This is a genomic window from Mesorhizobium sp. ORM8.1, assembly GCF_053005525.2.
On record NZ_CM132600.1, the window covers coordinates 5712022 to 5732733 of the forward strand.

Here is a 20712-nt window from a genome sequence, read left to right on the forward strand (position 1 = left end):
TTGGAACATGACAGCCGGATGCTCAGACGGCATCCCAAGGCGGCGCCGAAAAATGGTCGACGAGCGCATCGATGACGACGCGAACCTTCGGCGTCAGCGCGCGCGTCGCCGGCCACACCGCATGCACGACGATGTATTCGACCAGACATTCGCAGAGCACCATTTCGAGATCGCCGCGCTTCAGGGCCTCGGCTGCGAGCCATGTCGGCAGGAAAGCAATGCCGCAGCCGGCGAGCGCGGCGTCCAGCATCGGCTCGCCATGGCCCAGAACCAGTCGGGCCCTGGGAATGAAGGTCACGAGGTGCCCGGAGCCGTCCCTTATCGCCCAAGGACGGACCACGCCCTCGCGCCCATAGCCGATGACGCTGTGCCGAGCGAGGTCGTCGACGCTTTGCGGCCTGCCACGCTGCTCGAGATAGGCAGGCGCCGCGCAGATCGCCGAGCGCTGCGTATAGATACGCCGCGCCGCGAGCGATGAGCTATCGTCGAGATCGCCCATGCGCACCGCAAGGTCGATGCCTTCCTCGATCAGGTCGACGCGCCGGTCGTTGAAGGACATCTCGATCGTCAGGTCAGGAAATTTTTGCAAGATCCCGAACAGCAGCGGCGCGACGCATCTGCGGCCGAAGGCAAGCGGCACGTCGACGCGGAGCTTGCCGGAGGGCACCTGGCGGCGCGAGGCGAGCAGCGCCTGGCCGGCCTCGATCTCGGCCAGCGCCCGGACGCAGGCTTCGTAATAGCTCATGCCCTCGCTGGTCGGGTTCAGGCTCCTGGTCGTACGGTTGAGCAGGCGGACGCCAAGCCTTTGCTCAAGCTGCGCGACCGACTTGCCGACCGCCGATTTTGTCACACGCAGACGCTCGCCCGCGCCGGTGAAGCTACCGGCCTCGACCGTGTTGACGAATGCAACGATGCCTTGCAGGTCGACCGAGTCCATCTTGCGCCTTTGTAGATTTATCTTCCTCAATCTGTTGTCGAATATCCCGCATTACGGCCTTATTTTCCATAGTCAGATGGCATAAATTTCTGACGCGGCGATCAAATCATGGAGCATGCGCGATGAGCGGCGACACCAACAGGTCCTGGCAGATGACGGGATTTGGCCTTCCGCAGCTGAGGCCAGCCGAGGGAAAGATACCTGAACCCGGGCCGCACGAGCTTCTGGTGCGGATCAGCGCGGTCTCATTGAACTATAAGGACAAGCTGATCGTGGAGGGCGTGCTGATCCCCGACCTTGCCTTCCCATTCGTGCCGACTTCCGATGGCGTCGGCGAGATTGTCGCGGTCGGCAGCGCGGTCAGCCGCTTCAAAATTGGGCAACGGGTGCTGGGGCAAGTGATTGCCGACTGGCCGGATGGGGATGCGCCACCGGTGCTGCATCAGCATACGCTGGGGTCTTCGCTGCCGGGCATGCTGTCCGAACACGTCATTTTCGGCGAGGACGCCGCGGTGCTGGCGCCGGCCTCGCTCAGCGATGTCGAGGCGGCGACACTGCCGATCGCGGCGCTGACCGCCTGGTTCGCGATGGCCGAGGCGACAAGGCCGGTGGCGGGCCAGACCATCCTCATCCAGGGCACCGGCGGCGTGTCGCTGTTTGCGCTGCAGTTCGCCGCTGCCTTCGGCCTGCGCGCCATCGTCACCTCGAGCAGCGATGACAAACTGAAGCGCGCCAGGGAACTTGGCGCCTGGCAGGTAATCAATTATCGCAAGCAGCCGGCATGGGACGAGGTGGCGCGTGAACTGACCAATGGATTGGGCGTCAACCACGTGCTGGAAATGGTCGGCGGCGACAATGCGCGGCAATCGCTCAATGCGCTTGGCGCCGACGGCCGGCTCTCGATCATTGGCCTCCTGGGCGCGATGGAGCTCAGTTTCCCGATCCTGCCCTTCATGCGCAACCGCATTGTCGTGCAAGGCCTGTCGATCGGTCATCGCCGTTCCTTCGAGCGCATGAACCAGGCGATCGAGGCGCTCGGCATCAAGCCGGTCATCGACAAGGTGTACGGTTTCGATGAGGTGCCGCAGGCGCTCCAGTATCTGGGAAAGGGGCCATTCGGCAAGATCGTCATTACCACAAGCTGACGGTCTGGCAGAGCGGTCCAGCGTTTCACGCTGAACCGCTCTAAGTATTTGTTTCTACATAATGCCTGCCGGAAAAGCGCTGTCACTCGAGCGTCTTCAAGACACCGATGACGGCCATGCCGTCGGTGACATAAGGATCGCCGCCGCCGTTGCGTCCGGTTTTGGTGGCGCCGATCCCCGGTATTTTGCTGGTCGATGCCAGCAGGCCGGCCGCTTTGAGGTCGCCGATCAGGAAGTCGCGCTCGGCGTCGATGTCCGGACCGATGTGATGCGTGATGGCGCCGGTGTCGTGGCTGAGGCCGACGCCGCGATCGAAACTGGCGGCGCCCAGCCAGAACGGGCGGCCGTCATCGCCGACCGTATCCGTCTGCCAGAAACGGACATGGTGGCGGCGGTCGGCGCTGTCGCCGATCGGCTTTTCGAAGGCAAGGTCCTGGGCGCGGCCCTCGAACAGCAGGCGGCTCATCGGCGCGTCGGGATAGGGGCGGGAAAACAGGACGCTCTCGCCGATGTCGATTGCCGTCCTCAGTGTGACGGCGTCGGCGGTGTCCCAGCCGGCGAGTGCAAAAGCGTGGACCACTTCCTTCTCGGTGCCGACAAGGCCGATGTTGATCGGGTCGCCGGGAATGCCTTGTGGCGTGTGCGTCACCATCACGAAGGGTTGGGTGCGGAAGCCGCGCTCCCGCCATGTCCAGAATTCCGGCGCGGCGAGATAGGCCAATGCCAGGTAGCCGGCGCAGAACGCCATCAGCCAGATGGCCACGCGCTGCCGCAGGCTTCGCTCACTCACGATAGGATACTCCCAACACAGGCCACGACATCAGTCTATGCGGTGTTGGATGCGTTGGGCAAAGGCAAGTGTTTGCGATCAGCGGCAGGCGCGATAGCCGCTCTTGCGGTTCTTGATGTCGAAGTGGAAGTGGTTGCGGTGGTCGTAATTGTAGCCGGGGCCGAGCACCGTGGTGAAATATTGGCAACCGTCGGCGCGCACATTGTTGAGGAAGCCACGGGTGCGGAAGGCGAACAGGCCGGGCTTGCGTACGTCGATGTCGTCGCCATTGTTGAGCTCGATGCTCATCACGTCGAGCGCGTTGCCCTTGCCGTGCTCGGACAGAACGCCTTCGCCGGCGATGTTGCGGCAGGAATAGCTGGAGCCCTGGTGGATCGTCTTGACGCTAGAAAAATAGCGCCAGCGGGCAGCCGGCTGCAGCTCGTTCTTGGTCCAGGCGGCAAAGGTCGCTGCCATGTTGCAGGTCAGCGTCGCGGCCGGTTTCATGGCGACGCTGCCGATCGCCGTTACCTTGACCGGGAAATCGATACCGCATTGGCCTTCATGGATCGGCTGGATGTCCTGGTAGACGACGCCGAGCCGCTTTAGTTCGTTGCGGCAGTCGATTTCGCTGGCCGGCATCTGCTGCGGCTCCGACAACGGCTCGTCCATGCGCGGATAGGCGGCCTCGGTCATATAGGGGTTGGACGGGACAAGCCGCTGCAAGCCGGAATATTGCGGCGCTGCCGGCACGGCGGCGGTCTGGCTGCCGACATCGACGGCCGGCTGCAGCGCAAAGACGTCGCCCGTCGTGCAGGCCGACACCGTGGCGATGGCGAGGCCCGCGGCGATTACGCCGGCTATCGCGCGTGCACGCCCATCCTGCCACGCAACGGTAAGCATGGCGCCAAGTCTTCGAGCCATCGAAAGGCATCCTTGTCCCCGAATGGCACAAGATTAACGGGCAAGAGTAAAGGAAAGATCAGCGGCGGCATTCACGCCTGGGGCCGAATTGCGGCGTTGTTCTGTTCAATTACTGGCAGAAAGTGCCGCCGTGACGGCGGGGTTCGAGATCGAGATGGAAGTGGAAAGCGTGGTCCGCGTCGGCACCCGGCCCCAGCACGGTCTTGAACGGCCCGCAGGCGGCCTTGCGCACGGTGTTGAGGAATTTGGCGTCCTCCTCCGGCGGCGCTGGGCTGATTTCGATCTTCCTGCCGTCGGACAAAGTGAAGCTGGCGATGTCGAGCGCGTTGCCGAAGGCATGCTCGGACAGTTTCCTGGTGCCGTTGCGCGGTCGGCAGACAAAGGCCGATGCCTGGCCGATCGATTTCAGGTCGGCGCCGAATTCAGCCTTCGCCGCCGGTTGGATGACATCGGCGGCAAACCGGGCCGCCGCTTCCGCCATCTTGCAATTGAGCTCGGTGCCGGGAGCGATGCCGATCGACGTTCCCGGGCCGACCGCGATCGTCTTGCCGAGCGACTTCAGCACGATCGGGTAGGGGATCGAGCAGCCGATTTCGGGATTGCTTTCCGCCTTATGCTCCTCGAATTCGACGCCAAGCGCCTTCAGCCGCGCGCGGCAGGCCACTTCGTCGGCAGGCATCTTTTCGCCAGGCCGATCGGCGGAACGCGGGTCGGGAAGCATCTCGTCGCCGGCACCGGCCGGTTTTTCGGGTGGTTGCGGGGCGACGGCCGGCGGCTCAACCTGCGGTTTTGCGATATCCGGCCTTTCTGTCGGGATAGGCACCACGGCTGGTGGCTCGGGCTCGCTTTCGGTATCGGTTGACGGCTCAGCGGCCGACGGTTCGGGCTCGCTCTGCCTTTTCTCAGGGGGTCTTTCTGTGGGGATCGGCACCACGGCCGGCGGCTCGGGCTCGCTTTCGGTATCAGTCGACGGCTCCGGGGTTGATGGTTCGGGCTCGGCTCGCTTTTTCTCAAGGAGCTTTTCTTCGTTCAATCGCCCCGGTGCGCCGTTGGTCTTGGGAGCTTCGGTCTTCTGGTCTTCAATCTTGGCGCCAGGTTTCTTTGCCTCTGCGGGACGTGCCTCAGGCACCGGCACACCGGGCGAGGGCGGCGGAGCCTGCGTGTCCTGTGTCTTCTTCGGAGTGATATGCCGCTTGACCCGCGCTTTCAGGCGATGCTTGCCGCGCGGTTTCAGCGGCTGGTCGGCCCGCGGTGTCAGCGGCTGCTCCACCCGCGGTGTCAGCGGCTTGTGGCGCCTGTGATGCTTGGCGTCCGCAGGGGTCGCAAGCAAGCCGGCCATCACCATGGCCAGCGCCAACCCGCACATTCTGGAGAGGACAAGCGCCGCCATTTGCCGTAAACGGCGCCAACCTCGGTAAGTTGCCGCGCAAGGCGCCTGCGCCCGATCACGATCGGTTACCACGCCGTCACGCGCCGATCGCCTACAGCCCTTCCTCCAGCCAGTCGGCAAGCAGCGGCATGCCGAGCAGGTATTTGGCCGTGCGCTTGTTGGAGCGTTCCTTGGCGGCGGCCACGGCGTCGGTCCACTCGGACGCGTCATAGTCGCCGCGCCCGATCCAGACGAGCGCTACCAGTTCGGCCGCTTCGTCGACATTGAGATCGTTGATCAGCTCGCGGAATTCTTCTTCGGTGAGATCTTCCGAGGCTTCCTCGACCAGGCCGTCATGATGGTGGTTGTCATGGGTGGCGCCGTCGAACTCAACCTCATGCTCGGCGCCGTCGTCATAGTCCTCATTGACGGCCGCGCTCAGCGCCTTGGCCTTGAGGATGAACAGGCGCACCGTGTCCGGGTCGATCGAAAGATCCCATTCTTGCTCGATGCGCTGCTGCACGGCCTTCTCCACGTGATGCGCTGCCGCGATGATAGCGAATTTGCGGCGCGCGTCACGTCCGCAGACAAAGCCGGCAGCCGGCTTTTCGAAATAGTTGCGCCTTGGCCGGCATTTCGGGATGAAACTTGAGCGAGGCGGCGTTAGTCTGGCATTCTCAAGCTCAACATGGAGGCTTCGATGCGCAGACGTTTGCTTGTTCAGGTGATGGCCATTGCGGCGCTGCCGCTGTTTGTTGCGCCCGCGTTTGCGGCCGGCGCAAGTGGAGGCGGCGACACCCAGACCACCACGAAATGCAAGAAGGGCGAGGTCTGGGACAACAAGAAGCAGAAATGCGTCGTGCCGAAATACGGCATGCTGGACGACGACAGCATCTATGCCGCCGGCCACGACCTGGCGATGGCCGGGCGTTATGACGAGGCGATCTCGGTGCTGACGCTCGCCGCCAACAAGCAGGATCCGCGGATCCTCAACTATCTCGGCTATTCGCATCGCCATTCCGGCCGCGTCACCGTCGGCCTCGGCTACTACGAGGAAGCGCTGCGCATCGATCCGAACTATACGCTGGTGCGCGAATATCTCGGCGAGGCGCATCTGCAGATCGGCGATCTCGCCGGCGCCCAGCAGCAGCTCAGCGAAATCGAGAAGCGGACCGGCAAGGGCTCGCGCGAATACGGCATGCTTTCCGAGCAGATCGATCATTTCCTGAGGAGCTGATCGAGCCACCTGGCTTTTCCAACCGGCTGCGGGCGATCGCGGCCGGTTTTTTGCTGTCGTTCGCTCCCCTGGCTGCATGGCCGTTCGGCAAAAGCGGTGATGATTTTGCCAAAGTGATTTTTTGGGCGTGAAAATCCGCGCAAAGATCGCTATATTGGGGAAAATTGCGGTGAGACGGTTCCGTTAGCACGAGGCTGCCGGACCGTTTTCTTTTTGTACCCATTGACAAGGCCATTCCCGAAAGCGGGGGTGGCGGCAGGAAAGGTCAGGCATTATGATCAAGGTCCCGATGACAGGCGAGGGGTTCGCGTCATTGAAGGAAGAACTGCGCTGGCGCCAGCAGTCGGAGCGTCCGCGCATCATCGAGGCGATTTCCGAAGCGCGCTCGCATGGCGACCTGTCAGAAAATGCCGAATATCACGCGGCCAAGGAGTCGCAGAGCCACAATGAAGGTCGCGTCAACGAGCTCGAAGACCTGATCGCGCGCGCCGAGGTCATCGATGTCTCGAAGCTGTCCGGCGACAAGGTCAAGTTCGGCGCCACGGTCGTGCTCGTCGACGAAGACACCGAGGAAAAGAAGACCTACCAGATCGTCGGCGACCAGGAAGCCGACGTGAAGTCCGGCCGCATCTCGATCTCTTCACCGATCGCGCGTGCATTGATCGGCAAGGAAGTCGGCGACGCCATCGAAGTCAATGCTCCCGGCGGCGCTCGCGGTTATGAGATCGTCCAGGTGCAGTTTATTTAGGCGCCAAAGACGAGGGCACTCGGCCTCTTTTTGCTCAATTTCAAACGCCGCGCTGCCCCTCATCTGGCTGCCGCCATCTTCTCCCCGTGAACGGGAGAAGGACGCGCTCATCGATGGTTTCGCCAATCGCCAGCGTTGCGGGTCAGCTTCCTTCGCCCCGTTTACGGGGAGAAATGCCCGGCAGGGCAATGAGGGGCAGCATCAGCCTTTCCAATTGATTGAATGAAATCAACTCTTGCCGGCGCTGGCTCGACCAAGCTCCAGCAGCCCCTCAGCTTCCGCAACCACCTCAGCCGGGGTCACCCGCGCCCCTGGCGTGGCCAGCAGCGTTGATGCATAGGGCCCGTGGGGGCCGGTCAAACCCGGCTCTGTCGCCAGGAACACAGCAACCGTCGGCAGTCCGAACGCGCTGGCGAGGTGGGTCAGGCCGGTGTCGGCGCCGATGACGAGCGCCGAGCGGCCGAGGATCGCGGCTACGTCGCTTAGCGGTGATTTCGGCACCAACACCGTCTCCGGCACGGTGCTAACGATCGCTTCCGCGACGTTCTTTTCCGCTTCGTTCGACCATGTGACGGCAGGCGTGAACTGCCTGGCAACCAGCAATCGCGCGGTCGCGATCCAGTCCTCGACCGGCCATTTCTTGTCCTCGCGACTGGTGCCGTGCAGCAGGAACGCGATCCGGCCGTCGGCACTAGGAAGCCCGCCATCCGGCGGCACGATGCCTGACCCGAGCGTCGACAGATCCGGCTGATAACCCAACGCCAGGCCGAACAGCCGGCGCGTGCGCTCGATGGCGTGCAGGTTGCGCGGCACGGCATATTTGCGCTGGTAGAATAGCGTCGCGGAGGGTTCGCGCGCGCTGGCGCGGTCGAAGCCGGCAATCGGCGCACCGGCCTGGATGGCGACCAGAGCCGACTTCAACAGTCCTTGCGCGTCGATGACCAGATCGTAGCGGGAAGCGCGCAATGCCCTACGCAGCCCAGCCATCTCGCGCCACGTGCCGCCATCGAAAAGCTGCTTGCGCCAGCGCCGGGTCGCTACCTTGTGGATGGCTCCGATCTTCGGATGGAGCGCAACGATGCCGGCAAAAGCCTCCTCCACGCACCAGTCGAACGTCACATCGGGGCGATTGCGCAGCGCGTCCTCGACGGCGGGAAAGGTGTGGATGACGTCGCCCATCGACGATGTCTTGACGATCAGCACCTTCATGCGGCCGCTGGAACCTTGAGCAGCCGGTCGGCGGCCGCCGCGACGCGCGCGACATCAAGCGTCTTCAGGCAGTTGAGATGGCCGAGCGGGCAGACCTTCTTGTGGCAGGGCGAGCAGGACAGATGCAGCCAGATCAGCTCCGAATGTTCCGTCAGCGGCGGCGTGTTCTCGGGCGAGGTCGAGCCGTAGACGGCGACGATCGGCGTGCCGACCGCGGCCGCGACATGCATCAGGCCGCTGTCGTTCGAAACCGCGAGTTTTGCCGCGGCAATCAGGTCGATGGCGTCCTCGAGCCTGGTCTTGCCGGCAAGGTCGATGGCGCCAGGCGCAAGCGCTGCGATCTCGCCGGTCACGTCGGCATCGTTCTTCGAGCCGAGCAAAGCGACGCCGAGGCCCTTTGCCATCATATCCCGCGCAAGCTCGGCATAGTGGTCGCTCGGCCAGCGTTTTGCCGGGCCGAATTCGGCGCCCGGCATCAAGGCGACGAAATCCTGTCCGGTCAGTCCGAACCGCGTGAGCAGCGCCACCTGGTTGGCTGTATCGATGGTGAGCTTCGGCATGCGGAACGTGCCGCCACCGGCGAGGCCAAAATAGGCCCGCGCCGTGCGCCGCTTCAGCGCGTCGGGCAGCGGGACGATATCGGTCAGCAGGCCATAACGCATTTCGCGCAAGTTTCCGACGCGGCGCGGAATGCGGGCAAAGTACGGGATCAGCGCCGATTTCCAGCTGCCGGGCAGCACGTAAGCCATGTCATAGCGGCCGCGCAGCAGGCGGCCGAAGCGCCGGCGGCTGCGGAACTCGAGCGCGCCGGGCATCAGCGGAAAGTCGATCTGGCAGCGAATTTCCGGCATGCGTTTGACCAGGGGTGCGGCCCAGGCCGGCGCCAGCACGTCGATCGCGGCGTTGGGATATCTTTCCTTCAGCGCCGAAAACAGGCACTGCGCCATGACCATGTCGCCCACCCAGCGTGGGCCGATCACGAGGATCGTTGGGCTTTCAGCCATTCGACATAGTCTCTCACGCCGGTTTCGACGGTGCGGAATTGGCCATTGTAGCCGGCCGCGCGCAAGCGGGACATATCAGCCTGCGTAAAACTCTGATAGCTGCCCTTAAGGTGGTAGGGGAAGGGGATGAATTCGATCTCGCCTTTGCCCAGCGTGTCGATCACGGTCTCGGCAATCGCCCGGAACGGCTGTGCGCGGCCGGTGCCGCAGTTGAAAATGCCGCTCGCCCCGCGCTTCCACAGCCAGAGATTGACGTCGGCGACATCGCCGACATGGATGAAGTCGCGGCTCTGTTCGCCCGGACCGAAGTCGCCATAAGCGCCGAACAGCTTCGGGTTTTCGCCACGTTCGACCTGGTTGAACAAATGGAATGCGACCGAGGCCATGGCGCCCTTATGCGCCTCGCGCGGCCCGTAGACATTGAAGTAACGCAGGCCCATGACCTGTGAATGATCGGTGTCGAAGACGGTGCGGCGTACATAGTCGTCGAACAGCTTTTTCGAATAGGCGTAGACATTGAGCGGCCGTTCGAAGGCGGGTTCCTCGCGAAATTCGCTGCCGCTGCCATAGACAGAGGCCGAGGAGGCATAAAGGAAGGGCACGCGCAGTTCGAGGCAGGCATGCAAGAGCCGCTTCGAGTAGGCGTAGTTCACCTCCATCATGAACTTGCCGTTCCACTCCGTGGTGGTCGAGCAGGCGCCTTGATGGAAGACGGCTTCGATGCGGCCGAGCTCGCCGTTTTCGAGCAGCGCGCAGAAATCATCCTTGTCGAGATAGTCGGCGATGTGAAGGTCGGCCAGATTGGCGATCTTGTGGCCATCGGTGAGGTCGTCGACGACGACGATGTCGTCATGACCCTCGGCATTGAGAGCCGCGATGATGTTGGAGCCGATCATGCCGGCACCGCCTGTGACGATGATCATGCTTTTTTCAGCCTTGCTCCGCTGTCGATTCCGGCCCTTATAAGGGAGCTAGGTTGGGCTGTCGATAAAGCAGGCGTCATCCCATTTTCGCGTTTTCACGCTTGTCCATTTTGTCTGTTTTGTCTATTATCTACAAAACGGAGCATCCCATGAAACAGTATCCGTCGACCGATCTGAAACAGAATCTCGGTGATGTGCTTGCGGCGGCCAGCCAGCAGCCTGTCTCCATCACTCGTCACAACAAGCCGAGATACGTCCTGATGAGCATCGAGACCTACGAGGCTCGCTTCGTCAACGACAGCCGTCGCGCTTACGCTGCCAAGGACGCCCCATCGGATCATATCGAGATGCTTGAGGAATACGCTCAAGAGTTGGATCGTGATTAAGCCTGCTGCCGCCGACGTCTGGCGATATCCATATCTATGGTATCGCCAGCATGGAGGCGGCGAGACCGAAGGCCGCAAGGCACGACCTGTCGCCTTTGTGGCCGTCCTTCCAGGGAAAGCCGGCGGCACGAACCTTTTTATTCTTGCAACTACTTCCTCTCAGCCTGGCCGCGATCGCGTGGCCATCAGCGTTCCGGAAATTGAACGTCATCGCGCCGGCCTTGACGCTATGCCCCTTTGGGTCATAGTCGACGAGTACAATCACGACATTTTGGAATCTTCGGCGTATTTCGAACCTGGTGCGCGGGTCGGTGCTTTCAGTCCGTCATTCCACAAGAAAGTCATGTCCGCTTTCATAGCGGCTGTTCGCGCAGGCCAATCCAAAGCCATTCCACGTGGGGACTGAACGCCTGCAACCGGGTCTTGAGGGACAAGAGAAATGCCGTCGACCGAACTGCTTATCGCCTTTTTCGCCACCACCGCGATCTTCGCCTACATACCCGGTCCCGCCATGCTCTACGCGGCGGCGCAGACCATGGCACGGGGCCGTTGGTCCGGGCTGACGGCCGCACTTGGCATCCATCTCGGCGGCTATGTGCATGTCTTTGCCGCTGCCGCTGGCCTGTCGGTGCTGTTTCACGCCGTGCCGCCGCTCTATATGGCGGTCAAGCTGATTGGCGCGCTCTATCTGGTCTGGCTCGGTGTCTGCCTGTTCCGAAAGCGTGCGGATGGCGAGACGGGTTTGCCCGTCATCGAGCGGAAAACGGCACGCCGCGCCTTTTTCGAGAGCATCACCGTCGAAGTGCTCAATCCCAAGACGGCGATCTTCTTCATGGCGTTCCTGCCGCAATTCATCGACGGCTCGGCGGCGCTGCCGGTCTGGCTGCAATTCGTGGTGCTGGGAACCATCGTCAACCTGATGTTCTCCTCGGCCGATATCGCCTGCGTGTTCCTGGCCGGCGCGATGATCGCGCGCCTGCGCCGGTCCAGCCGGGCGCAGCGCCTGATGCAGCGCGCGGGCGGCGCCGTGCTGGTCGGGCTCGGCGTTCATGTCGCCCTGCAGAAGAGCTGAGGCGGGCGGGTCGGCGTTGCGCTGGCCCAAATTGCGGTATATCCGCTTCGTCCTGAGCTGCCGGCAGCATAATTCCGGCATCGCAACCCAACCAAATAGGCCTTTTTCGGCCTGCCTCGAGTGAGATGTTCAAGCTGCCTTCTCCCGAACCCCTGCATCGCACCATCGCCCGCTTTGGCGAGGCCACCGTGCTGGTGGTCGGCGATTTCATCCTCGACCGTTTCGTCAGCGGCGTCATCGAGCGGATCTCGCCGGAAGCGCCGATACCGGTGCTGCACGGCAGGGGCGAGATGCTGGCCATAGGCGGCGCCGGCAACGTCGTCTCCAACATCGTATCGCTGGGCGCTGCCGCCGTTCCCGTCTCGGTGATCGGCACTGATCAGGCCGGCGACAATCTGGTGCGCATGCTCGGCGAGATCGGCGTCGACACCGACGGCTTGCTGCAGCGGAAGGGCCGCATGACCTCGTCGAAAAGCCGGTTCAGCGCGCTCAACCAGCAGGTGCTGCGTTTCGACGAGGAAGAGATCAAGCCGCTGACCTCCACTGAGCGGGCAAAACTCATCGACCATTTCCAGTCAGCACTTGCCCGCGCCGACATCGTCATCCTGTCCGACTACGGCAAGGGCATCCTGCTCGAGGGCGTGGCGGCCGAGCTGATCGCGATCTGCCGCGACGCCGGCAAGCCGGTGCTGGTCGACCCGAAAGGCCATGACTATGCGCGCTATGCCGGCGCCACCGCGGTCACCCCGAACCGCAAAGAGCTTGGCGAGGCGGCCGGACGCAAGGTGTTCAGCGACGACGAGATCGTGGCAGCGGCGCGCGACCTGATCGCGGCGCATGACTTCGAATTCATCGTCGCCACGCGCAGCGAAAAGGGCATGAGCGTGGTGAGCGCCGAAGACGCCCGCCATATCTCCACGCAGGCGCGCGAAGTGTTCGACGTTTCGGGCGCCGGCGATACGGTGATCGCCAGCTTCGCGCTGTCGCTCGCCGCGGGCGCCGACCGGGTGCACGCCGCCGTGATCGCCAATGCGGCGGGCGGCGTCGTCGTCGGCAAACGCGGCACAGCGCGGCTGTCGGTGGAGGAGCTTTCCGGCGCTTTGTTCCGATCGCATGGGCCGGTGGCCCATACCGATGCCATTCTCGACGCCAATGCCGCTGCCCGGATGGTCGCGGCGTGGAAGGAAGAAGGCCTGACGGTCGGCTTCACCAATGGCTGTTTCGATATCCTGCATGCCGGCCATGTCAGCCTTTTGCATGCCGCGCGCAGCCAATGCGACCGCCTGGTGCTAGGCCTCAACAGTGACGCCTCGGTGCGCCGGCTGAAAGGGGCGGGTCGCCCGGTCAACGACCAGCATGACCGCGCCTGCGTGCTCGCCGCCCTTGCTTCCGTCGACGCTGTCGTTGTCTTCGAAGAGGATACGCCGCTCACGCTCATCGAAGCGCTGCTTCCCGATATTCTGGTCAAGGGGGCGGATTACACGGTCGAGACCGTCGTCGGCGCCGATGTGGTGCAGAAGGCAGGCGGGCGCGTGGTGCTGGTCGACCTCGTCGCCGGCAAAAGCACGACCAACACGATCGGCAAGATGCGCGCCGCAAACTGAGGGTTTCGATGTCTGAACTGAACGACTATCTGGTCCGCTCCGCGGCCGCGATCACCGCGACGGTCGAGCGTGACCTGTCGAGCGCGATGGAACGCGCCGTGAGCGCGGTGGTAACGGCGCTTGCGTCCGGGAAGGCCCTTCTGATCGCCGGCAATGGCGGTTCGGCCAGCGATGCCATTCACATCGCCGGCGAACTGGTCGGCCGCTTCCTCAAGGAACGCAAGGCCTACAATGTCATCGCGCTGCCGGCCAACGCGGCGGTGCTGACCGCCTGGGGCAATGACTATGGCTTCGACACCGTCTTCTCGCGCCAGGTCGAGGCGCATGGATCGGAAGGCGCGGTGCTGCTGGCGATCTCGACCAGCGGCAACTCGCCGAGCATCCTCGCCGCCGCCGAACAGGCGCGGGCGATGGGCATGACGGTGATCAGCCTGACCGGTGACACCGGCGGCAAGCTGAAGCCGCTCACCGACATCCTGCTCAATGTGCCGTCGACCTCGACGCCGATCATCCAGCAGGGGCATCTGTGCCTCTACCATTATCTGTGCGAGGTGGTCGAAGCGCGTCTCAGCAATGGCTGACGGCGAAGCTGGCCTTCCGCTTGCCGAGCCCGGCCTGTGGGTCGAGCGCGTCGGCAAAGGCACGTTTCCAGCGGGACGGCCGGCGGTGTTCCTGGATCGTGACGGCACCATCAATGTCGACACCGGCTACCCGAGCAACCCCGCGGATATCGTGCTGCGGCCGGAAATGCTGCCTGTGATCCGAACGGCCAACCTTGTCGGCCTTCCCGCAGTTGTCGTCTCGAACCAGTCCGGCATTGCGCGCGGCTATTTCGGCTGGCCGGAATTCGCCGCCGTGAATGCCCGGGTGCTGGCGCTTCTCGATGCCGAGCAATGCCGGATCGATATGGTGCTTGCCTGCGCCTACCATTCGAGCGGCACAGGTGAACTGGCGATAGGCGATCATCCGATGCGCAAGCCCAATCCCGGCATGCTCCTCCGTGCTCGTGATCTGCTCGGCGTGGCCCTCGGTCGATCGGTCATCGTCGGCGACAAGGCCGACGACATGGAAGCCGGCCGAAGGGCTGGGCTGGTGGAGGGCTGGCTGGTCGGCGGCAGGTTCAACAAAAAGGCCCCGGACGGCAGTTTTACGACGCGTAAGTTGATGACGGGCAACGACTACCGCAGACTGTGCGACGTAGTTACCGAGCTGGGTAGGGCTTAGAAAGCCACCAACCCCTCATCCTTGACACGGCGGATGGTCAAAGCGGTGCGCACCGTGTCGACATTGGGCGCCGAGGCCAGCTCCTCGATGACGAAGGTCTGGAAAGTGCCGAGGTCGCTTGCCACGCAATGCAGCAGGAAATCCGATTCACCCGAGACCATCCAGGCGTCGCGCACGATCGGCCAGCCGCGCGTGCGTTCGGCGAAGGTTTTCAGCTCGGCATCGGCCTGATGATGCAAGCCGATCAGGCAGAAGGCGACGACATCCATGCCGAGCGCCGGCGCGTTAAGCAGCGCGCGGTAGCCACGGATGATGCCCGCCTCCTCCAACCGCCTGACACGGCGCAGGCAAGGCGGCGCCGAGATGCCGACACGGCTCGACAATTCGACATTGGTCATGCGTCCGTCACCCTGCAGCTCGCGTAGGATCTTCCAGTCGATGGCGTCGAGGTCGGCTTTGAGCGGCATGGCTGTCTCGGCTTCTGCGCAAGAATCTTTCGCGATTTTGTAATTAAACGACTTTTGTGTCCGCGCCAGCCCTTATCGACGCGACTTTTCAAGCGTAACAAAAGCCGCCATTTCGCGAATAGCTGATTGGCCACAGCTTTCCGGGGACGACGGCCCGTTCGCCTTGCTGCCATGGTTGGCAACCCTTACATTACCCTCGACAAAACCACGGCTTTGCGCCGCAGGGGACTTTTTCATGAACACCAAACACGCGCCTGTTCTCATCATCGGTTCCGGCCCCGCCGGCTACACGGCTGCGGTCTACGCCGCGCGCGCCATGCTGAAGCCGATGCTCGTCGCCGGCCTGCAGCAGGGCGGCCAGCTGATGATCACCACCGATGTCGAAAACTATCCGGGCTTCGCCGACCCCATCCAGGGACCCTGGCTGATGGAGCAGATGCTCAAGCAGGCCGAGCATGTCGGCACCGACATCATCAACGACATCATCACCGAGGTCGACCTCAATGTCCGGCCGTTCCGCGCCAAGGGCGATTCCGGCACGACCTATACGGCCGACGCGCTGATCATTGCCACCGGTGCGCAGGCCAAGTGGCTGGGTATTCCGACAGAACAGACCTTCATGGGTTTTGGCGTGTCGGCTTGCGCCACCTGCGACGGCTTCTTCTATCGCGGCAAGGATGTGGCGGTCATCGGCGGCGGCAATTCGGCCGTGGAGGAGGCGCTCTACCTCTCCAATCTGGCGAAGAGCGTGACCGTCATTCATCGGCGCAACGATTTCCGTGCCGAGCGTATCCTGCGCGAGCGGCTCTTGAAGAAGGACAATGTCCGCGTCATCTGGGACACGGTCGTCGACGAGATCACCGGTCGTCCCGGCAAGACGCCGCTGCCGCCTTCGGTCGAAGGGCTGAAGCTCAAAAATGCGGTAACCGGCGAGATCAGCCATCTCAAGATCGACGGCGTTTTCGTGGCCATCGGCCACGCGCCGGCGGTCGAGCTTTTCGCCGGCAAGCTGAAGCAGAAGCCGAACGGCTATCTGTGGACGGCGCCGGATTCGACCCGCACCGATGTGCCCGGCGTGTTCGCCGCCGGCGATGTCACCGACGACATCTACCGCCAGGCGGTGACAGCGGCCGGGCTTGGTTGCATGGCGGCGCTCGAGGCGGAGAAGTACCTGGCGGGGATCGAGGTTCACCGCGAAGCGGCGGAATGACAAATCGGCTGAGAAAGGCCGCTTAAAAGCCTGATTTTTCATTCAGACGCCAAACGCAACGCGAGGGGAATCATGGCGCTGGACTGGGACAAGCTACGCGTATTTCACGCAGCGGCGGAGGCTGGATCGTTCACCCATGCCGCCGAGACACTGCACCTGTCGCAATCGGCAATCTCGCGGCAGGTCAGCGCGCTGGAGCACGATGTCGGCGTGGCGCTCTTCCACCGCCACGCGCGCGGGCTGGTGCTGACCGAGCAGGGCGAGATGCTGTTTCGCACGGCGCACGACGTGCTGATGAAGCTGGAGACGATCAAGACCCGGTTGACCGAGACCAAGGACCGGCCGTCCGGCGTGCTCAGGGTAACGACCACGGTCGGGCTCGGCGCCGGCTGGCTGACCGAACGCGTGCAGGAATTCATCGAGCTCTATCCCGAGATCAGCCTGCAGCTGATCCTCGCCAATGAGGAGCTCGACCTCACCATGCGCCAGGCCGATTGCGCCATCCGGCTGCGCCAGCCGCAACAGCCGGACCTTATCCAGCGCCGCCTGTTCACTGTGCACTTCCACCTCTATGCCGCACCCTCCTATATCGCGAAATTCGGCAAGCCGGCTTCGATCGCCGAGCTCAGGAACCACCGCATCGTGACCTTCGGCTTGCCGGTGCCTTCGCATCTGTCGGAGCTGAACTGGCTGGAGACGGTCGGCGATTTCGAAGGCGGGCAGAGGGTTCCGACGCTGCAGATCAACGACATCCTGTCGATCAAGCGGGCGGTGCAGGGCGGCGCCGGCATCGCCATGCTGCCCGACTATGTGATCAGCAAGGATACCAACCTGGTCCAGCTGCTGCCCGAGACCGAAGTGCCGTCGTTCGACACCTATTTCGCTTACCCTGATGCGATGAAGAACCAGGCGAAGCTGCACGTCTTCCGCGATTTCATCATCGCCAAGGCGCGCAGCTGGTCCTACTAACCGCGCCACGGCGTGATTCCGCGGCAGCCAGCCGGGTACGGCGCGGCGGTAAGCCTCGTATTCGGCGCCATAGCGGCTCGCCAGCGTCGGCTCCTCGTAGACTTTGACGAAGGAGACCATCGCCGCCGCGGCGATCAGGCCATAGAGCACGACCGGCCAGCTGGCGAAAATAAGCGCCTGTCCAAGGATGATCGACAGCACCGCGACATACATCGGGTTGCGGACATGGCGGTAGATGCCGCCGACGACCAGCTTCTCGGTGGGCGCCACCGGCGCCGGCGTGCCGAGGCCTTCAAGCGCGAAGCGGGCGAAGGCGTGGAGCAGGATTGCAGCCGCTCCGACCACCAGAATAAGCCCTGCGGGCACGATGCCCGGCACCGCGGACAGCGGCACGCGATAGCCGTCGGTCAGCAGCCAGGGCGCCAGTCCGGCAACGACACCGGGCGCGACGACCAGGAACAGCGCGCTGCCGGCGATTGCTGAAAAAGTTCGCATCGTGGGTCTCCTGCCGCAAAAATAAACTTGGCCTGATGAAACCGGCGTCATTTGCCGACTCACGTAATTCCGAGAAAAACCGGCCCGATTTTGTATTTTAGCAGTCGCTTCGATCCGAAAACGTTCTGAAATCGGCTATTTTGCTGGTCCTATGGGCTCCGGGAATGGGTTGGACCACAGCCTGCGTCTTTTTGCATGCGTGTGTTGCAAAATAGATGCTTGTTTCTTGGGCATGATGAGCAGATATATAGTGGCATCTCCGGGGCGCGTTCTCCTCCCATTAGCGCCCTCGAGTGTTCCCCTCTGGAGGTTAGCCTTAATCGGCACTTCCAATCAAACTCAGCCGGATCTTTATTGATCCGGCTTTTTTGTTGCCCGATTGCCTGCGGGCTCCCGGGAAATCGGTAAAATCCACCACGTAACAGTGACATGTAACATCGGGTAACATGTCGCGGACGCACTCTATCGATTAAGTAGACGATAGGACGCGGTTGGTCGGTTCGGGAGATGGGGGCATCACTCGGAAGGCCGGGCTCAGGCAGCTACCGCGTCCGAACCATTTTTCCGGATGCGGCGGACCTGCCGTTGCCTCCCAGGAAGAAGACGGTCCGCAATAGAACGGCGTCCGGATGATCCGGACGCCGTTTTTATGTCTTCCCCAGAAGTGTGCAGCAGTTCTGGGACATCAAGCAAAAACTTAAAGTGCGTCGGCTGAATGCGTTTCAGCGACGCACTTAAAATCGCTCAGGCAGCCTTGCCGTTGGCGTTCATGGCCTCGTCGGCGAGGCGTCCAGTCAGTTCGGCCATATGGTCGAAAACCGCCTTATAGCTGGCAACGCCGGCGGTCGCCGAGCGCAGCTCGATGATCAGGTCGCCGATTTCGGCCTGCGGCATTGTCGCCTCGACCACATCCCAGCCCGGCCAGTCGGGCCTCGCGTCATAGCCGAGAATCTGGCCACGCCGCTGCGGGATCAGCGCGATGATCCTCGAGGTCGCATCGGAAGGCGTGACTATCGCGACCTTCATGACCGGCTCCAGCAGGACCGGCGAGCAGGCGGCCATGCCTTCCTTCATGGCCAGCTTGGCTGCCATCTGGAACGCCATGTCGGAGGAGTCTACCGCATGATAGGAGCCGTCCGAAAGGTTGACCGCGACGTCGACCACCGGGAAGCCGAGCGGACCCGTCTTCAGATAGTCGCGAACCCCTGTCTCCACTGACTGGATGTAGGTCTTCGGCACCACGCCGCCGGTGATGGTGTCGGAGAACTGGAAACCGCTGCCGCGCGGCAGCGGTTTGATCTCGATCACCACGTCGCCGAACTGACCGTGGCCGCCCGATTGCTTCTTGTGGCGGCCGCGCTGTTGCACGGATTTGCGGATGGTTTCGCGATAGGGCACCGCCGGGGCATGGCCCTCGATCGGAATCTGGTTCTTGCCCTCAAGGCGCTCGCGCACCACGCGCAAATGCATCTCGCCGTGCCCCGATAGAACGGTCTCGGCGGAGTCCTGGTTGTGGCGCAGGCCGAGTGAAGGATCTTCCTCGGCAAGGCGCTGGATCGCCGCCGACATCTTGACCTCGTCCTTGCGCTCCTTGGGGCGCAGCGCGAAGGCGAAGACTGGCTGTGGCGGGTCAAGCGCGACCAGCGGCCTGATGCCGCCCTTGGCGGAGCTCAGCGTGTGGCCGGTCTTGACGTCGTCGAGCTTGCCGAGCGCGACCGTGTCGCCGGCCTTGGCGGATACCTGTTTGATCTGGTCCTTGCCGAGCATCTTGTATATGCCAGACACCTTCGCCGTATCGCCATTGGAAAGGAACAGCTCGGCCGCGTCGGCCAATTGACCGGAAAGCACGCGCGAGACCGACAGCTTGCCGCCATGCGCCGTGTGGATGGTCTTCATCACCTGGACGACCGTCTGGTTGCCGTCGGGCACGCCAAGCCGTTTCCTGGTCGCCTCCACGTCCGGCGCGTCGTGGCGGATCGCTTTCAGCAAACGCAGCACGCCATTGCCTTTCTCGGCGGTGCCAATCAGCACCGGTGTCACCGCGCCGGTGCGCAGGTCGGCCGAGAGATCATCGAAGACCGCATCCTTCGGCGGCTCGATCTCCTCCAGCAGCTGTTCCATCAGATGATCGTCATGGTCGGCAAGCGTCTCCAGCATGGAGAAGCGGGCTTCCAGCTCGCGCGCCTTGTCGTCGCCGGGAATTTCGGCCACTTCGCTCTCGGCGTATTCGCGGTAGATGTAGGCGCGTTCGAGCGCCAGATCGATCGAGCCGATGACGATGCCGTCCTTGCGCAGCGGAATCTGGCGCAGCAACAACGGCGAAGCGCTCGTCGGCTGCAGCATCTTGAGCGTGTCGCGTACGCCGGCGATTGCCTTGTCGACCTTGTTGAGGAACAGGATGCGCGGCACGCCGAGATCGTCGAGCTTGCGCATGATGAGCTGCAGTGCGGGGATCTTCTTCTCGTCGGCCTCGGCGACGACAACCGCGAGATCGCAGGCGGCAAGCACCGGCTCGGCCTCGAAGGCGAATTCGATCGAACCGGGGCAGTCGACGAAGGTCAATTGCTCGCCCATGAATTCGGTGGTGGCGAAGTTCGCCTCGACGCTCATGGCGTGAGCGCGAGCCTCGGGCGAATGATCGGAAACAGTGCTGCCCGATGAAACGGGGTTCTGGCGGGGAATGGCGCCCGTGCGGGCGAGGATTGCTTCGAGAAGTGTCGTCTTACCGCTTGCAAAGGGACCGACTATGGCGATGCATTTCGGTCCCGTGCGTCGTCCTCCGGCGCGAGTACCCATGGCTGACCTCCACTCAGGCGTTTCCCGAGAGAGCGATCAGCAAAAGTGGAAACCGGTTTTGCGTGCGATCGCACTCTCTAGAAGAGCGGCGGCCGGCCTGTTCGGCCGTCGCGGGCGGTTTATTTCCTCCTGCCCAAAGCCATCGTCACACGGGTTTGCGGAGAGGGCAAGAAAAATAGGAAATTCGCCGGCTTGGTTTCGTCGGTGGTCGCCTATTTGTCAGG

21 protein-coding genes and 1 pseudogene are annotated in these 20712 nt (G+C 63.0%); 11 read left to right on the forward strand and 11 right to left on the reverse strand.

Annotation, left to right across the window (positions count from 1 at the left end):
- Positions 1-22: 22 nt before the first annotated feature.
- Complete coding sequence (locus ACVDG8_RS28610) at positions 23-937, reverse strand: LysR family transcriptional regulator (protein WP_447251444.1); 915 nt, start codon at positions 935-937, stop codon at positions 23-25.
- A gap of 122 nt (positions 938-1059) precedes the next feature.
- On the opposite strand from ACVDG8_RS28610, the gene ACVDG8_RS28615 reads away from it, so the two are divergent.
- Positions 1060-2082: a zinc-dependent alcohol dehydrogenase family protein gene (locus tag ACVDG8_RS28615; RefSeq protein WP_447251445.1), complete on the forward strand. Its 1023-nt coding sequence runs from the start codon at positions 1060-1062 to the stop codon at positions 2080-2082.
- Between the two features lie 82 nt (positions 2083-2164).
- Here ACVDG8_RS28615 and ACVDG8_RS28620 read toward each other — a convergent pair whose 3' ends face one another.
- From ACVDG8_RS28620 to ACVDG8_RS28635, 4 genes are all read right to left on the reverse strand, one after another.
- Positions 2165-2872 (reverse strand): LssY C-terminal domain-containing protein, encoded by a 708-nt coding sequence (locus ACVDG8_RS28620; protein ID WP_447251446.1) that lies wholly within the window; start codon positions 2870-2872, stop codon positions 2165-2167.
- 78 nt (positions 2873-2950) lie between these two features.
- Positions 2951-3754: an extensin-like domain-containing protein gene (locus ACVDG8_RS28625; protein ID WP_447257121.1), complete on the reverse strand. Its 804-nt coding sequence runs from the start codon at positions 3752-3754 to the stop codon at positions 2951-2953.
- A 130-nt stretch (positions 3755-3884) separates the two neighbouring features.
- The gene (locus ACVDG8_RS28630) at positions 3885-5045 is read right to left on the reverse strand and encodes an extensin family protein (protein WP_447257122.1); all 1161 of its coding nucleotides are present in this window, start codon (positions 5043-5045) and stop codon (positions 3885-3887) included.
- Between the two features lie 211 nt (positions 5046-5256).
- Positions 5257-5667: a DUF3775 domain-containing protein gene (locus ACVDG8_RS28635; RefSeq protein ID WP_447251447.1), complete on the reverse strand. Its 411-nt coding sequence runs from the start codon at positions 5665-5667 to the stop codon at positions 5257-5259.
- Positions 5668-5844: 177 nt separating this feature from the next.
- Here ACVDG8_RS28635 and ACVDG8_RS28640 point away from each other — a divergent pair, with 177 nt between their 5' ends.
- Both ACVDG8_RS28640 and greA read left to right on the forward strand, forming a co-directional pair.
- Positions 5845-6381, forward strand: a complete 537-nt coding sequence (locus ACVDG8_RS28640) for a tetratricopeptide repeat protein (RefSeq protein WP_447251448.1) — start codon at positions 5845-5847, stop codon at positions 6379-6381.
- Between the two features lie 274 nt (positions 6382-6655).
- Positions 6656-7129 carry a transcription elongation factor GreA gene (greA, locus tag ACVDG8_RS28645; RefSeq protein ID WP_371009000.1) on the forward strand — a complete coding sequence of 158 codons (474 nt, stop codon included), beginning with the start codon at positions 6656-6658 and terminating at the stop codon, positions 7127-7129.
- 228 nt (positions 7130-7357) lie between these two features.
- Here greA and waaC read toward each other — a convergent pair whose 3' ends face one another.
- Genes waaC through rfaD form a run of 3 tightly spaced genes read right to left on the reverse strand, consistent with a single transcriptional unit; the run spans position 7358 to position 10265 of the window.
- Positions 7358-8338 (reverse strand): lipopolysaccharide heptosyltransferase I, encoded by a 981-nt coding sequence (gene waaC, locus ACVDG8_RS28650; protein ID WP_447251449.1) that lies wholly within the window; start codon positions 8336-8338, stop codon positions 7358-7360.
- Entirely contained in the window at positions 8335-9342 is a 1008-nt protein-coding gene (gene waaF, locus ACVDG8_RS28655) for a lipopolysaccharide heptosyltransferase II (RefSeq protein ID WP_447251450.1), read from the reverse strand. The genes waaC and waaF overlap by 4 nt, the downstream gene beginning before the upstream one ends.
- Positions 9315-10265 (reverse strand): ADP-glyceromanno-heptose 6-epimerase, encoded by a 951-nt coding sequence (gene rfaD / locus ACVDG8_RS28660; protein WP_447251451.1) that lies wholly within the window; start codon positions 10263-10265, stop codon positions 9315-9317. The genes waaF and rfaD overlap by 28 nt, the downstream gene beginning before the upstream one ends.
- A gap of 149 nt (positions 10266-10414) precedes the next feature.
- Here rfaD and ACVDG8_RS28665 point away from each other — a divergent pair, with 149 nt between their 5' ends.
- The 6 genes from ACVDG8_RS28665 (at position 10415) to ACVDG8_RS28690 (ending at position 14551) form a co-directional block, all read left to right on the forward strand.
- A complete protein-coding gene (locus ACVDG8_RS28665; protein ID WP_447251452.1) occupies positions 10415-10651 on the forward strand; it encodes a type II toxin-antitoxin system Phd/YefM family antitoxin in 237 nt (78 codons plus the stop codon).
- Complete coding sequence (locus tag ACVDG8_RS28670) at positions 10644-11057, forward strand: hypothetical protein (RefSeq protein WP_447251453.1); 414 nt, start codon at positions 10644-10646, stop codon at positions 11055-11057. The genes ACVDG8_RS28665 and ACVDG8_RS28670 overlap by 8 nt, the downstream gene beginning before the upstream one ends.
- Positions 11058-11090: 33 nt before the next feature.
- Positions 11091-11723, forward strand: a complete 633-nt coding sequence (locus ACVDG8_RS28675; protein WP_447251454.1) for a LysE family translocator — start codon at positions 11091-11093, stop codon at positions 11721-11723.
- Between the two features lie 125 nt (positions 11724-11848).
- Positions 11849-13327 (forward strand): D-glycero-beta-D-manno-heptose-7-phosphate kinase, encoded by a 1479-nt coding sequence (gene rfaE1, locus ACVDG8_RS28680; protein WP_447251455.1) that lies wholly within the window; start codon positions 11849-11851, stop codon positions 13325-13327.
- Between the two features lie 8 nt (positions 13328-13335).
- Positions 13336-13908 carry a D-sedoheptulose-7-phosphate isomerase gene (locus tag ACVDG8_RS28685; RefSeq protein WP_447251456.1) on the forward strand — a complete coding sequence of 191 codons (573 nt, stop codon included), beginning with the start codon at positions 13336-13338 and terminating at the stop codon, positions 13906-13908.
- Positions 13901-14551 carry a D-glycero-alpha-D-manno-heptose-1,7-bisphosphate 7-phosphatase gene (locus ACVDG8_RS28690; protein WP_447251457.1) on the forward strand — a complete coding sequence of 217 codons (651 nt, stop codon included), beginning with the start codon at positions 13901-13903 and terminating at the stop codon, positions 14549-14551. The genes ACVDG8_RS28685 and ACVDG8_RS28690 overlap by 8 nt, the downstream gene beginning before the upstream one ends.
- On the opposite strand, the gene ACVDG8_RS28695 is transcribed toward ACVDG8_RS28690, so the two are convergent.
- Entirely contained in the window at positions 14548-15018 is a 471-nt protein-coding gene (locus ACVDG8_RS28695) for an Lrp/AsnC family transcriptional regulator (RefSeq protein WP_447251458.1), read from the reverse strand. The two genes, ACVDG8_RS28690 and ACVDG8_RS28695, sit on opposite strands and share 4 nt — an antisense overlap.
- Positions 15019-15253: 235 nt before the next feature.
- Between ACVDG8_RS28695 and trxB the strand changes: the two genes are divergently transcribed.
- Together trxB and ACVDG8_RS28705 are read left to right on the forward strand one after the other, a co-directional pair.
- Complete coding sequence (trxB, locus tag ACVDG8_RS28700) at positions 15254-16228, forward strand: thioredoxin-disulfide reductase (protein WP_447251459.1); 975 nt, start codon at positions 15254-15256, stop codon at positions 16226-16228.
- A 72-nt stretch (positions 16229-16300) separates the two neighbouring features.
- Positions 16301-17197, forward strand: a complete 897-nt coding sequence (locus ACVDG8_RS28705; protein WP_447251460.1) for a LysR family transcriptional regulator — start codon at positions 16301-16303, stop codon at positions 17195-17197.
- Here the strand turns inward: ACVDG8_RS28705 and ACVDG8_RS28710 are convergent.
- Positions 17194-17692 (reverse strand): annotated as a pseudogene (locus ACVDG8_RS28710) (methyltransferase family protein). The gene ACVDG8_RS28705 and the pseudogene ACVDG8_RS28710 sit on opposite strands and share 4 nt — an antisense overlap.
- A gap of 744 nt (positions 17693-18436) precedes the next feature.
- Positions 18437-20488, reverse strand: a complete 2052-nt coding sequence (locus ACVDG8_RS28715) for an elongation factor G (protein ID WP_447251462.1) — start codon at positions 20486-20488, stop codon at positions 18437-18439.
- Positions 20489-20712 lie beyond the last annotated feature (224 nt).